At 65.3% G+C, this 14,033-nt stretch carries 11 protein-coding genes; 8 read left to right on the forward strand and 3 right to left on the reverse strand.

Annotation, left to right across the window (positions count from 1 at the left end):
* Positions 1 to 6: 6 nt before the first annotated feature.
* Together AB5Y72_RS18615 and AB5Y72_RS18620 are read left to right on the forward strand one after the other, a co-directional pair.
* Positions 7 to 2,175: an AsmA family protein gene (locus AB5Y72_RS18615; protein WP_219143510.1), complete on the forward strand. Its 2,169-nt coding sequence runs from the start codon at positions 7 to 9 to the stop codon at positions 2,173 to 2,175.
* Between the two features lie 139 nt (positions 2,176 to 2,314).
* Positions 2,315 to 3,049, forward strand: coding sequence for an SDR family oxidoreductase (locus tag AB5Y72_RS18620; RefSeq protein ID WP_219143511.1), 735 nt, complete (start codon positions 2,315 to 2,317; stop codon positions 3,047 to 3,049).
* A gap of 59 nt (positions 3,050 to 3,108) precedes the next feature.
* On the opposite strand, the gene glnE is transcribed toward AB5Y72_RS18620, so the two are convergent.
* The 3 genes from glnE to AB5Y72_RS18635 form a co-directional block, all read right to left on the reverse strand.
* Positions 3,109 to 5,979, reverse strand: a complete 2,871-nt coding sequence (gene glnE / locus AB5Y72_RS18625) for a bifunctional [glutamate--ammonia ligase]-adenylyl-L-tyrosine phosphorylase/[glutamate--ammonia-ligase] adenylyltransferase (RefSeq protein WP_257519974.1) — start codon at positions 5,977 to 5,979, stop codon at positions 3,109 to 3,111.
* A gap of 136 nt (positions 5,980 to 6,115) precedes the next feature.
* On the reverse strand, positions 6,116 to 6,556 hold the full coding sequence (locus AB5Y72_RS18630; protein ID WP_209794047.1) for a GNAT family N-acetyltransferase: 441 nt from the start codon (positions 6,554 to 6,556) through the stop codon (positions 6,116 to 6,118).
* Positions 6,557 to 6,765: 209 nt separating this feature from the next.
* Positions 6,766 to 8,016 (reverse strand): methyl-accepting chemotaxis protein, encoded by a 1,251-nt coding sequence (locus tag AB5Y72_RS18635; protein ID WP_325782884.1) that lies wholly within the window; start codon positions 8,014 to 8,016, stop codon positions 6,766 to 6,768.
* 100 nt (positions 8,017 to 8,116) lie between these two features.
* Here AB5Y72_RS18635 and AB5Y72_RS18640 point away from each other — a divergent pair, with 100 nt between their 5' ends.
* The 6 genes from AB5Y72_RS18640 (at position 8,117) to epd (ending at position 13,969) form a co-directional block, all read left to right on the forward strand.
* Positions 8,117 to 8,869 carry a potassium channel family protein gene (locus AB5Y72_RS18640; RefSeq protein WP_042077245.1) on the forward strand — a complete coding sequence of 251 codons (753 nt, stop codon included), beginning with the start codon at positions 8,117 to 8,119 and terminating at the stop codon, positions 8,867 to 8,869.
* 153 nt (positions 8,870 to 9,022) lie between these two features.
* A complete protein-coding gene (locus AB5Y72_RS18645) occupies positions 9,023 to 9,628 on the forward strand; it encodes a TIGR04211 family SH3 domain-containing protein (protein ID WP_042077244.1) in 606 nt (201 codons plus the stop codon).
* A gap of 174 nt (positions 9,629 to 9,802) precedes the next feature.
* The gene (gene nudC, locus AB5Y72_RS18650; RefSeq protein ID WP_219143513.1) at positions 9,803 to 10,582 is read left to right on the forward strand and encodes an NAD(+) diphosphatase; all 780 of its coding nucleotides are present in this window, start codon (positions 9,803 to 9,805) and stop codon (positions 10,580 to 10,582) included.
* A 143-nt stretch (positions 10,583 to 10,725) separates the two neighbouring features.
* Positions 10,726 to 11,793 (forward strand): uroporphyrinogen decarboxylase, encoded by a 1,068-nt coding sequence (hemE, locus tag AB5Y72_RS18655; RefSeq protein ID WP_042077242.1) that lies wholly within the window; start codon positions 10,726 to 10,728, stop codon positions 11,791 to 11,793.
* A gap of 186 nt (positions 11,794 to 11,979) precedes the next feature.
* Entirely contained in the window at positions 11,980 to 12,909 is a 930-nt protein-coding gene (locus AB5Y72_RS18660; protein ID WP_325782885.1) for an ROK family protein, read from the forward strand.
* A 49-nt stretch (positions 12,910 to 12,958) separates the two neighbouring features.
* Positions 12,959 to 13,969, forward strand: a complete 1,011-nt coding sequence (epd, locus tag AB5Y72_RS18665) for an erythrose-4-phosphate dehydrogenase (RefSeq protein WP_209794052.1) — start codon at positions 12,959 to 12,961, stop codon at positions 13,967 to 13,969.
* Positions 13,970 to 14,033 lie beyond the last annotated feature (64 nt).

Genomic DNA, 14,033 nt, shown 5'->3' on the forward strand with positions numbered 1-14,033 from the left:
TCCGTCGTGAAGAAGATCATCTACATCCTGCTGGGACTGGCGCTGGCGGCCGTGGTGGCCATCGCCGCCCTGGTGTCCCTCATCGATCCCAATCAGTTCAAGCCCCAGCTGGCGGAACAGGTGCGCAAGAGCACGGGCCGCGAGCTGGTGATGGAGGGGACGATCGGCTGGCGTTTCTGGCCAAGCCTCGGCCTCTCCCTGGAGAAGGTGGCGCTGCGCAACCCCGCCGGTTTCGCCGAACCCGACCTGGTGCGCTTCGAGCAGGGTGAGGCCTCGGTGGGCCTGCTGCCGCTGCTCTCCCATCGGCTGGAGATAGGCAAGGTGACCCTGAGCGGTGCCCATCTCTTTATCCAGACCAAGGCCGACGGCAGCTCCAACCTGAGGGATCTGCTCCAGGCCTCCGCCGAGCCCAAGGGGGAGGCGGCGACCTCCGAGCCTGCCGCAACGACGACCCCGCCCGCCAGCGACGAGCAGCCCTGGCAGATCAGCCTGCAAGGCATCGCGCTGGTGGATGCCAGCGCCCTGGTGCGGGACGATCGCAGCGGCGCCGTCTCCCGGCTCGACCGGCTGGATCTCGATCTGGGGCAGTTGACCCCGGGGGAGTGGGTGCCCGTGACCCTGGCCGCCAAGGGGGCCCAGGAGGATCTGGCCTTTGATCTCAAGGGTCAGGCCCAGCTTAAACCAGCCCGGGAGGCCATGAAGAGCGAGCTCAAGGATCTCAACCTCAGCGGCAGCCTGAGCCAGCCGGCGCAGCGGCTCGATGCCTTCTCCCTCAAGGCGGATCGCCTGGCGCTGGGGGAGTGGAGCAGCCTGACCCTGAGTCTGAACGGTGCCCAGGGAGAAGTGGCCAAGCCGGCTCTGGCCGGTACGCTGGAGGGGACCCTCAAGGCGCGCCTCGACGAGAATCGGCAACTGCTGGAGCTGTCGGATGCCGTGCTGGCCGCCAGGCTAAGCGGGGAGGGCCTGCCGCGCCCACAGATGCAGCTCAAGCTCGCCGGCTTTGCTCGCGCCGAGCTGGATAAGCAGACCGTCACCCTCAGCAACCTGGTGATGGGAGCGGATGAGGCCCTGCTGAGCGGCAACGGCACAGTGCAGCTGGGGGCCGTGCCCAGAGTCGAGTTCGATCTCAAGGGGGAGAAGCTGGATCTCGACGCCTGGCTCGGCAAGCAGGACGGGGCCAAGACAGCCGCATCTTCTGCCGCACCGGCCACAGTGTCGGCGGGTGAGCAGGGCGCAGCGGCCAAGTCAGCCCCCTCGGCTCAGCCCCTGTCCACGGCAGAGCCTGATTTGAGTGCTCTCAAACTGGTCGATCTGGCGGGTCGATTGCAACTGGGCGGCCTGAAGGTGAAGGGCCTGGACCTGAGCTCCGTCGACCTGCAACTGGCCCTGAGCGGCGGTGAGCTCAACCTCAAGCAGTTCAATGCCGGCGTGGCCGGTGGTCAGGTGACGGCGATCGGCGTGCTCGATGCCCGCCAGCAGCCGGCTCGCTATCAGGTCCACAAGCGGGTGCAGGGGGTCGAGGTGCGGCCGCTGCTGCAGACCCTGGCCCAGACCGATCTGCTGGAAGGCAAGGGGGATCTGGAGGTCGAGGTGCAGGGCTCAGGACTGTCCGAGCAGGCGCTGCGCAGCCGGATGCAGGGCAAGGCCAGCCTCAGGCTGAGCGACGGCGCCCTGCACGGCATCAACCTGGCGGAGATGATCCGCGAGGCGCGGGCCACCCTGACCGGCAAGGGGGCGGATCAGGTGAAGGAGGTGCGTAAGACCGACTTCAGTGCCCTCACCGCCAGCTTCCAGATTGCCAACGGGGTTGCCAGGAGCGACGACATCCAGCTCTTCGCCCCCGCCCTGCGGGTGAAGGGGCAGGGTCAGACCGCCCTGGTGCCGGAGACCCTGGACTTCCTGTTCCTCACCTCCGTGGTGGAGAGCAGCAAGGGGCAGGGGGGCAAGAGCGTGGACGAGCTCAAGGACATCACCATACCGGTGCGCATCGGTGGCCACTGGCAGGCGCCGAGCTACCGGCTCGACGTGAAGGCGCTGCTCAGCAACAACAAGGTGCTGGAGGAGAAGGCCCGCAAGGAGGCCGAGCGAGGCCTGAAAAAACTGCTGGGAGACAAGGCCGACGACGAGGGGATCAAGGGGGCGGCGGATCAGCTGCTCAAGGGGCTGTTCAAATAGCCCGTCTTCCGTGCCTTGCCACAAGAGCCCGCCCCGTGCGGGCTCTTTGTTGTGAAACATGGCGTCATGGGGAGAGGCTGGGTCAGCAAGATGAGGTACTATCCGGGGCAGTCATCGACACCGGGAACCAGGAGGGTTCATGAACAAACGGGTGCTGATCACCGGCGGCAGCCGGGGCATAGGGGCGGCGACGGCCCGCCATCTGGCGGCGCAGGGGTATCATCTGTGCCTCAACTATCGCCAGGAGAGGGCGGCGGCCGAGGCGCTGGTGGCCGAGATCCGGGCGGGGTATCCGGTCGAGTGCATCGCGGTGCAGGCGGATGTCGGCGTGGAGGCCGAGGTGGTGCGCCTGTTCGAGGAGATGGACGCGCGGCTCGGCCCCGTCACCCACCTGGTGAACAACGCCGGCAGGCTGCAGCCGCAGATGCGGGTGCTGGAGATGAGCGCCGAGCGCATCAACCAGACCCTGACCACCAATGTCACCGGCTGCTTTCTCTGCTGTCGCGAGGCGGTGCGCCGCATGACGGCGGGGGGCGCCATCGTCAACGTCTCTTCCGCCGCCGCGCGCCTGGGCTCCCCCGGGGAGTACGTGGACTACGCCGCCGCCAAGGGGGCCGTCGACGTGCTGACCAGGGGGCTGTCGCTGGAGGTGGCGCCCCAGGGGATCCGGGTCAACGGGGTGCGTCCGGGCTTTATCTACACCGAGATGCACGCGGACGGCGGCGAGCCCGGTCGGGTGGACAGGATCAAGGGGGCCATTCCGCTGCAACGGGGTGGCGAACCCCGTGAGGTGGCGGCCGCCATCGCCTGGCTGCTGTCGGACGAGGCCTCCTACGTCACCGGCAGCTTTATGGATGTGGCTGGCGGGCGCTGAACCAGCGTCAACCATGATCCCGTCAACGAGAAGGGGCGCCATGGCGCCCCTTCTTCTGCTTATTCCCCCAGCAGCTGCTGCCAGACCGCCAGTACATGGCCCCGCTCTTGCGGCAGCTGGTCGTCCCCCACCTTGCGGGAGATCTCCGAGAGGTTGAGGCGATGGCCGAGGTTGCGTATCTCCAGGTAGGCGTGTTTCAGCCCCTCTGCCTGCTCCAGGGTCAATACCCCCGCCATCACGCACTCGTCGAAGATGCGCACGTTATCGGACCAGCGGGTCAGCGCCTCCGGCTCGCCGCAGGCGTGGGCCAGCACCAGGTACTGGGCGATGAACTCGATGTCCACCATGCCGCCCGGGGACTGCTTGAGGTCGAACTCTCCCTCGCCCGCTTTCAGCAGGTGATCCCGCATCTTCTGGCGCATCTCCCGCACCTCGCGGGCCAGGGTCGGCAGGTCGCGCTCCTTGGCCAGTACGTCGCGGCGGATGCGGGCAAAGTCGGCGACCACGGCATCATCGCCATAGATGGGGCGGGCCCGCACCAGGGCCTGATGCTCCCAGGTCCAGGCCTCGTTTTGCTGGTACTGCTCGTAGGCCGACAGGGACGAGACCAGGAGCCCCGAGTCGCCGGAGGGGCGCAGCCGCATGTCGATCTCGTAGAGGATCCCTGACGGGGTGCGGGTGCTGAACAGGTGCAGGATCCGCTGGGCCAGGCGCAGGTAGAACTGGCGGCTGTCGATGGGCTTGCGCCCGTCGGTCTGGCCGTTGGGATCGCCGCCGTGCAGGAACACCAGATCGAGATCCGAGCCGTAACCGAGCTCGATGCCGCCGAGCTTGCCGTAGGCCACCACCGCGAAACCGCGCTGGCCGCTCAGTGCCACCTCGGGGGGCACCCCGTAGCGCTCGCTCATCTGGGCCCAGGCCTGGTTGACCACCTCCTCGGTGATCGCCTCCGCCAGCCAGGTGAGGTGGTCGCTCACCTTCATCAACGGCAGGGCGCCGGCGATGTCGGCGGCGACGATGCGCAAGAGCTGCACCTGCTTGAACTGGCGCAGCGCCTCCATCTGCTGCTCCACATCCTCCTCGGGGATGCGCAGCAGGAACTGGCGCAACTGGGGCTTGTACTGATCCAGCGGCGTGGGGTGGTAGAGGTGCTGGGGATCCAGCAGCTCGTCCAGCAAGATGGGGTAGCGGGCGAGCTGCTCGCTGACCAGGTTGCTCTCGTCACACAATCGCACCAGCTGGCGCAGGGCGGCGGGGTTTTCCGCCAGCAGTTGCAGGTAGGCGCTGCGGGTGAAGATGCGGGTCAGCAGGGTGCAGACCCGCTCGAACAGACGGGCGGGCTCGCGGCTCGCCACCACCAGGCGCAGCAGTTCCGGCATCAGCCAGTCCAGGGCGATCCGCCCCTGGGGGCCGACCTGACGGCGCTTGTACTCCTCCTTGAAGCGCAGCAGGGCGGCGCACAGCGGGGCGGGGTCGACCACCTGGGCGGCCAGCAGGTGCGCCAGTTCGGCGGCGTCGAGCTCGGTGCGCCAGAGATCGAGCCAGAGCTGCTCCAGATGGGCGGGGGCCTCTTTTTCCTCCCCCACCACGGCGACAAACTCCCGGTGGACGGCGGCCATCTCCTCGTCCAGGTGGGCCATGAAGGCGGCCCAGTCATCGAAGCCGAGGGACGCGATCAGCCGCTGACGATCCCGCTCCTCGGTGGGCAGGGTCTGGGTCTGCTGATCGCCGATCTCCTGCAGGATATTCTCGACCCGGCGCAAGAAGCGGTAGGCCACGAGCAGGCGCTCGCACTGGTCCCCCTCGAGGGCACCGCACCGGGCGATGGCCGCGATCGCCTCGGGCAGGTGGCGCACCCGCAAGGCGGGCTCGCGGCCGCCGCGGATGAGCTGCAGCGCCTGGGCGATGAACTCCACCTCGCGAATGCCCCCGGCGCCGAGCTTGATGTTGCCCTCCAGCCCCTTGCGGCGCACCTCGGCGGCGATCATCGCCTTCATCTGGCGCAGGCCGTCGATGACGCCGAAGTCGATGTAGCGGCGAAACACGAAGGGGCGCAGCAGCTCGGTGAGGGCCTGGGCGTGCTCGCACTGGGGGCCCAGCACCCGCGCCTTGACCATGGCGTAGCGCTCCCAGTTGCGTCCATGGTGCTGGTAGTAGTCCTCCATGGCGGCGAAGGAGATGGCGAGCGGCCCCGCATCGCCGAAGGGGCGCAGTCGCATGTCGACCCGGAACACCTGGCCGTCGACCGTGCTCTGGTGCAGGGCGTTGATGAGACGCTGGCCGAGCTTGATGAAGAACTGCTGGTTGGCGAGCTCGCGCCGCCCGCCGACGGTGTAGCCGTTCTCCGGGAAGGTGAAGATGAGGTCGATGTCCGATGAGAAGTTCAGCTCGCCGCCGCCGAGCTTGCCCATGCCGAGGATCAGCAGGGGCTGGGGATCGCCGTTGCCATCCACCGGGGTGCCGAGCTCGTCGCACTGCTTGGCGTAGAGCCAGTCGCGGGCACCGCAGATGAGGGCATCGGCCAGCTTGGTCAGATGGATGAAGCTCTCTTCCACCGCCGCATGACCCAGCAGCTCGCGCCAGGCGATCACCAGCATGCGGCTGCGTCTGAACTGGCGCAGGATGCGCTTGAGCGCCTCTTCATCCGTGACCCCGACGAGCAGGGCAGCGAGATCGCCCTCGTAGGCGGGCCAGCGTTCGGCCTGATCCAGATCGCCGGAGGCGAGCAGCGGTCCCAGCAACTCGGGCTGCTTGATAAGGGAGTCGGCGACGAAATCGGAGAGGCCGAACAGGGTCAGCAGGGTCTGGCGGGTGGGCTCCGGCAGGGCGCCATGGTCGGGTGCCAGGTCGAGCAGCCGCTGCCAGTGGCGCCGGGCCTGCTCCTGCAGCAAGGGGGAAAGGGCGGAGAAAGAGGGAGAGTGCTGGGCCACGGTTGCCATCCTTGTGGTTGACGGGTCTGCAGAGTGAATCAAAATCCGGTTGCCAATCTAGCACTGTCGGACACCCGCGTCACAGCGCGGGTGTCCGACAGGTGAGCCGGCGAAGGTTATCGGTTGCCCGCCGGGTTCAGGGGCGCCGATAGATCTCGGGGTCGTATTTTTCCATCAGGCTGCCCGGAGTGCGCGGCGGCGCGAAGCCGAAGCCGGCATAGAGGCCGTGGGCATCCGAGGTGGCGAGGGAGAGACGGCGCAGCCCCTGCAGCTCGGGATGGGCCAGGATGGCCGCCATCAGCGCCTTGCTGTGGCCCCGGCCGCGGTGCTCAGGCAGCACGAAGACGTCGGAGAGATAGCCGAAGGTGGCCTTGTCCGTGATGACCCGGGCGAAGGCCACCTGCCGGCCGCCGAGGTAGCCCCCGAAGCACAGCGAATGGTTGATGGCCCGCTGCACGGTGGAGAGGGGGATGCCGAGGCTCCAGTAGGCCTCCTCGGAGAGAAAACGGTGGATGAGCGGAACGTCGAGTCGTCCCTTGTCGTCGCTGATCTCCAGCTGATGTGCTTCGGTCTGCATCCTGGCTCCTTGCCGTGGTGAAAAAAGAGAGGCCCCTTGCGGGGCCTTCCAGTCTAACTGGATTGCGGCGTGAAAGTCAGGCCAGCGTGAAGGCCTGGATATGATCATCCAGGGTCTGGCGGTGATGTTCCACCTGTCCTGAGTCTTTGTCATGGCATGAATGCAGAAGGCCCTTTGCGGGGCCCTCTGATAGCAACGGCCTGGTGTCGTCAGGCCAGCTTGAAGGCCTGAATGTGATCGTCCAGGGTCTGGCTGTGGCGTTCCACCAGTTCGGAGGCATCCTTGAGTTCGCGCAGCACCACCACTGAGCCTTCCACCACCTGCTTGACCTGCTCCAGGTTGGCATTCATCTCCTCGGCGACCGAACTCTGCTGCTCGGAGGCGGCGGCGATCTGGCGGTTCATGTCGGCCACCCCCTGTACCCGCTGGACTATGGTGGCGAGCTGATCGCCGGCCTGGGTCACCTGCTCCACCCCCTTGTCCGCCTGCTGCACGCTCTCGGCCATCAGGCCGACGGCCTGGCGGGCGTTGCCCTGCAACTGCTCGATCATCTTCTGGATCTCGACGGTGGCGGCCTGGGCCCGGTTCGCGAGTTCGCGCACCTCGGAGGCCACCACGGCGAAGCCGCGGCCCGCCTCGCCGGCGCGGGCGGCCTCGATGGCGGCATTGAGGGCCAGCAGGTTGGTCTGCTCCGAGATGCTGCGGATGGTGTCCACCACGGAGCCGATGCGATCGACCCCGTGCTCCACCTCGTTGACCACGGTGGAGGAGCGCTGGATGTTGCCGGAGAGGGTGTCGATGGTGTTGACGGTGGCGGCGACGCAGCGGCTGCCCTCCTCGGCCAGGGCGCTGGCCTCGAAGGTGGCGTGGGAGGCCTGCTCCGCATGGCTGGCCACCTCGCGGATGGCGCCCACCATCTGGCTCATGGCGCTGGCGAGCTGCTCTATCTGGGTGAACTCCTCGTTGATCGCCTCGTTGGCCTCTTCCATGCAAAGGGTCACCTGGGAGGCGATGTCGTTGAGCTCCTTGCAGGCGACACGCTGGGTGCCGAACACCTCCTTGAGGTTCTCCTGGGAGTGGGCGACCGCCTTGGCGATGTCGCCGAACTCGTCGCGGGAGTTGAGCAGCACGCTGTAGCTGAGATCCTTGCGGGCGAAGCGCTCAAGCAGGCCCACCAGATAGTGCACCTGCTTGACCATGAGGCGGGAGCCGGTCAGCAGCAGTACCACGAAGATGACCCCCATGAGCGCCGTTTCCATCACGCCGGTCCAGAGCAGGCGATCGGCGATGGCGTTGGCCATGGTGGCATCGATGCCCTCGCTGAGCAGGGTGGCCTCCAGATTGCTGGCATCGAACCAGAGCTTGGCCAGCAACAGCAGGGTGCTGAACACCATGAGCAGCACCACTTTGGGTACCAGCCGGATATTGCTCATGTGCCGTTCCAGCGGGTTCAACTGCATAATCTCTCTCCTTTCAACGTCCATTTTTCCTTTGCCGTCATGGCTATCGGCATTATCTTCCTTTTTATTAATTCGAACCGTGCTTAAAGTTGGAAAATGTATGCGACATCACTTAACTCATCTGCGGGCCATGGATCTGCTGATGGCACTGCTCTCCATCATCTCCGTGGTACTGGTGGGACTCCGCTGGCTGTGGAGTGAACACTTCACTCCCGAGACGCTTTCCCTCTTTTATGATCTGGACAGCCTGATCTGCTACATCTTCCTCGCCCACTTCGCTTATGGCTGGTTCCGTGCCAGCGACAAGCGAGCCTTCTTCAAGACCAACTGGTTCTATCTGCCTGGCAGCCTGCCCATGGTGGAGCAACTGCGCTGGGCACGGCTGATCCAGCTCTACAGGGTCATTCAGCTGTTGCGCAGCAGTCCCAATCTACTCGCTATCGTGCGAAGGGAACGAAATGAGACCCGGCTGGCCGGCATACTGCTGCTTTTCTTCCTGCAAATCGGAGTAGGAACGGCACTGATCTACTGGGTCGAGGGAGGTCAACCCGGCAGCCAGATCCACAACACCTATGACGCTTTCTGGTGGACCCTGGTGACGCTCTCCACCATAGGATACGGGGATATAGTGCCGCAAACCGAGGAAGGGCGCTTCGTGGCCAGCCTGATGATCATCTTCGGCGTCGGCCTGTTCAGTGCCCTCAGCGGTTTCATGGCTAGCCTCTTTCTGCAGCCCAAGAAGGAGGACAGTGAGACCGACAAGTGGCGCCACCACTACAATGCCCAGCAAGAGCAACTGCTGCAGGAGCTGAAGGCCCTGCGTGCCGAGGTGAAGGCACTGCAACAGAAGTAGCCTGCGACGTCTGGAATGGTCGCGTGACGACGGGAGGACCCTGCGAGACGGCTCTCAGTCTGGGGGAGAGCGCTTTTCTTTGCTTGTCCTTTGACCCGCAGGCGGCTTAACATTCGGCCTGCAACCTAATCCAACGAAGAGAATCGACCGACCATGCGCGCCCTTCTCGGGATCCTCATCTGCCTGTGTGCCCAACAGGCACTGGCCGATACCCGCTATGTTTCAGACAACATCTTTACCTATATCCACAACGGTCCGGGTACCCAGTACCGGATCCTCGGCAGCGTCAAGGCCGGTGAGCCGCTGGAGGTCAAGGCGGTGAACCAGGAGGCCGGTTTCACCCAGGTGGTGGACGGTCGTGGCCGTGAAGGCTGGATCAAGAACAGCGAGTTGCAGGGGGAGGTCAGCCTGCGTGAGCGCCTGCCCCAGATCCAGAAAGAGCTGGAAGAGGCCAAGGCCAGGTTGCTGAACCTCAATGGCGACAACGAGCGCCGCTTCGCCGAGAAGGATGGCAAGATCGCCGAGCAGAGCCAGGAGATCGCCAACCTCAAGGCCCGCCTCGACAGCCAGAGCGCCGAGATGAGCAGCCTCAAGGAACAGAACGACGCCCTGACCCAGAGCTATGACAACCGGGAGCACGACATGCAGATGGACTGGTTCATCCGCGGTGGTGCCATGGTGGGGGGCGGCATCCTGCTCGGCATCCTGCTGCCCATGCTGCCGCGCCGTCGCAAGAGCAGCGAGCGCTGGATGAACTGATCCGGCTGGGTAGTTGAAGAGAAAGGGTCGCCATGGCGACCCTTTTTGTATGGTGGAGCCTCTGGGCCGGGGCCTCCCATGTACCATGCCGGGGTCGCCATAAGGCGCCCCCGGTCGTAAGATGGGCTCACTTGTCCGTGCGCGGCACGGCTTCTCAACAAGAGCGTTCACCTTATGCCATCGACCGAACAGGCCCTCTGGTTCGTGCTGGGGGGCGATCACCTCGTCCTGCTGGATGAACAGGGGCGCATTCCACAGGGCCCTCAGACCTGCCTGCCAGCCCGGCTGCAACACGCCGCCTTTGAGCGTTTCGACGAGTGGGACGGCCTGCCCTGCCTGCTGCTGGATCTGGGGCCCGGCACCGACACGGACGCGACCACTCCCCTGCGCCAGCTGATGGTGGCGGGAGATGAGGAGGGCTTTCGCCTCGCCGGCCGCGCCTGGCAGCTCGCCACTTTCCGCCGCACCCATCGCTTCTGCGGCGAGTGCGGCGCCCCCATGACCCCGAAGTCGGGGGAGTGGGCGCAGGGGTGCCGGCACGGCCACGTCGTCTATCCGCGCATCTCCCCCTGCATCATAGTGGCGGTGCGCAAGGGGCCCGCGATCCTGCTGGCGGCCCACCGTCGCCACTATCAGGCCGAGGATCCCATGTATACCGTGCTGGCCGGCTTCGTGGAGGCGGGGGAGAACCTCGAGCAGTGCGTGGCGCGGGAGGTGTTCGAGGAGAGCGGCATCCGGGTGCGCAACGTGCGCTACGTGGCGAGCCAGCCCTGGCCCTTCCCCCACAGCCTGATGATGGGCTTCACCGCCGACTACGAGAGCGGCGAGATCAAGGTGCAGGATGAGGAGCTGGTGGCCGCCGGTTTCTTCGAAGCCGACCGGCTGCCGCGCTTGCCCCCCCAGGGCACCATAGCGCGGCGGCTTATCGAGCAGACGCTGAGCGAGACCCGTTGACGGTGTTGAAAAGCAGGCCCTTGTTTGCGCCCCTTCACATCTTTGCACTCGGACGGCCCTACGGCACCTTTGGGCCGCCCTCAGCCTTGCACAAAGTGGTATCATGTCCGCCATTTTATGCGTGAGATGACTCAGGAACTGGGATGAAAGAGCTGAAGAACGATCGATACCTGCGCGCCCTGCTGCGCCAGGATGTGGACATGACCCCGGTATGGATGATGCGTCAGGCCGGCCGCTACCTGCCGGAATACAAGGCGACCCGCGCCGTCGCGGGGGACTTCATGTCCCTGTGCCGCAACGCCGAGCTGGCCTGCGAGGTCACCCTGCAGCCGCTGCGCCGCTATCCGCTCGATGCCGCCATCCTCTTCTCCGACATCCTGACCGTGCCCGACGCCATGGGGCTGGGTCTCTACTTCGAGCACGGGGAAGGCCCGCGCTTCGAGCGCCCGATCACCTCCATGGCGGACGTGCAGGCGCTGCCGGTGCCGGATCCGGAAGACGAGCTCGGCTACGTGATGAACGCGGTGCGCACCATCCGCCGCGAGCTCAAGGGCGAGGTGCCCCTCATCGGCTTCTCCGGCAGTCCCTGGACGCTCGCCACCTACATGGTGGAGGGAGGCAGCTCCAAGGCGTTCACCAAGATCAAGCAGATGATGTACGCCGAGCCCATGACGCTGCACCTGCTGCTCGACAAGCTGGCGGACAGCGTCATCGCCTATCTCAACGCCCAGATCAGGGCGGGTGCCCAGTCCGTCATGGTGTTCGACACCTGGGGCGGCGTGCTCACCCCGCGCGACTACCGCGATTTCTCCCTGCAGTACATGCACAAGATCGTCGATGGCCTGATCCGTGAAAATGAGGGCCGCCGCGTGCCGGTCACCCTGTTCACCAAGAACGGTGGCCAGTGGCTGGAGCAGATCGCCGCCACCGGCTGCGACGCCCTGGGGCTGGACTGGACCACCGACATCGCGGACGCCAAACGCCGGGTCGGCGACAAGGTGGCGCTGCAGGGCAACATGGATCCCTCCATGCTTTACGCCACGCCGGATCGCATTCGCGAGGAGGTCGCCTCCATCCTGGCCGGCTTTGGCAGCGGCAACGGCCACGTCTTCAACCTGGGTCACGGCATCCATCAGGACGTGGATCCCGAGCACGCCGGGGTCTTCGTGAACGCGGTGCACGAGTTGTCGGCCCGCTACCACGGCCGCTGAGAGCGGCAAAGAGCGCGATGAGAACGGGGCCTGGAGGCCCCGTTTTGCTGCCTGTGCCTGTGGGGGCTGCATCCTGGCCGCCGCTCGGGTTACACTGCACCACCACTGAGCAGGGTCACGGACGGGATGGGCGGGCGCGCATGCTGTCGATGAGTGGCGGCGTCGCAGAACATGGCAGGAGGCAGGATGGGCAAGAGTGCGTGGGATTGGGGCATCGACCTTGGCGGGACCAAGTGCGAGTGCGTGGTGCTCGAGGGTGACGAGGTGTTGCTGCGTCACCGCATCCCCACGGAACGCCATGGCGGTTATCAGCACATGATCGGCCAGATCGCGAAACTGGTGGACGAGTGCGCCGAGCGGCTCGGCCAGCGGCCCGCCGTCATCGGTATGGGCACGCCAGGGGCACGGGATCCCCAGACCGGGTTGATGAAGAACTGCAACACCACCGAGCTCAACGGCAAGCCGTTCAAGGAGGATCTGGAGCGCCGACTCGGCGTGCCCGTGCTGATCGCCAACGACGCGAACTGCTTCGCCCTGGCGGAAACCCATCTCGGCGCGGTGCGCCAGCACCATCCCTCGGCCCGCGTGGTGTTCGGCATCATCATGGGCACCGGGGTGGGCTCCGGCATCGTCATCAACGGCCAGATCCTCAACGGCCACCACGGCATCGCCGGGGAGTGGGGCCACAACGTGCTCTCACCGGACGGCCCCGAGTGCTACTGCGGCAAGCGCGGCTGCGTCGAGACCTTCATCAGCGGCCCGGCCCTGGAGGCCTGGTACGAGGCCAAGGCAAAACGTCGCCTGCCCCTGGCCCAAATCGCGGCAGCCAGCGCCCATGACCATGTCGCCAGACTCACCATGGACCGTCTGCACCTGCTGTTTGGCCAGGCGCTCGCCAACGTGGTCAACATCCTGGATCCGGACGTCATCGTCATCGGCGGCGGGGTGGGCAACGTGCAGAGCCTCTATCGGGCCGGACGGGAAACCATACTGCCCTTCCTCTTCAACCCTCGTTTCGCTACGCCCATCATAGCGCCGTCCCTGGGGGACAGTGCCGGGGTGTTCGGCGCCGCGCTGCTGGCCCGCGGCGTCTTCCGGGAGGCGCTGCTCTCGTGAGCCGCCTCTTCGTTCGTCCCTTTGTCGCAGGTAAGGACCCAGAGTTTTCATGATCAAGATCGCCATCAACGGGTACGGCCGCATCGGCCGCAACGTGCTGCGGGCCCTCTACGAGAGCGGCCGCGACAAGCAAATCAAGATAGTGGCCATCAACGAGCTGGCCGCCCCCGAGGCCATGGTGCACCTGACCCGCTTTGACACCAGTCACGGTCGTTTCCGCTACCCGGTACAGCTCGCGGGCAACAGCATGCTGGTGGGGGAGGATCTCATCTCCCTGTTTGCGGAGCGGGATCCGTCGCGGCTACCCTGGCGGGCGCTGGGGGTGGACGTGGTGCTGGACTGCACCGGGGTGTTCGGCTCCCGCGCCGATGCCGAGCTGCATCTGGGAGCGGGGGCGGGCAAGGTGCTCTTCTCCCATCCGGCGGATGCGGACGTGGATGCCACCATAGTCTACGGGGTCAACCACCAGGTGCTGACGGGCAGGGAGCGGATCGTCTCCAACGCCTCCTGCACCACCAACTGCGTGGTACCGGTGATAGAAACATTGCATCGAGAATTCGAGATAAATTGTGGTACTATTACGACAATTCATTCAGCCATGCACGATCAGCAAGTCATCGATGCCTACCACGGCGACTTGCGTCGAACCCGGGCTGCCAGCCAGTCCATCATCCCGGTGGATACCAAGCTGGCCAAGGGGCTGGAGCGGATCCTGCCGCACTTCGCCGGCAAGTTCGAGGCGATCGCGGTACGGGTGCCGACCATCAATGTAACCGCCATGGATCTGAGCATTACTGTTCGTAAAAAAGTGACAGTTAGTGACGTAAATCAAGCCCTGCAACGGGCATCCAGAGGTACATTACACGGTATTCTGGACTACACGGAAGAACCCCTGGTCTCCGTAGACTTTAATCATGATGCACACTCCTGCATCATCGATGGTACCCAGACCCGGGTCAGCGATGCCAACCTCGTCAAGATGCTGATGTGGTGCGATAACGAATGGGGCTTCGCGAATCGGATGCTGGATACCACCCGGGCCATGATGGCCGCAGGCTGAGAGCCTGCACGGGTGCAAGGTTACTGTTTTTTTAACATTACCTGAAAATATATAGAGGACTGAA

This window comes from Aeromonas sp. R7-4 (genome assembly GCF_040908055.1).
GTDB lineage: Bacteria > Pseudomonadota > Gammaproteobacteria > Enterobacterales > Aeromonadaceae > Aeromonas > Aeromonas sanarellii.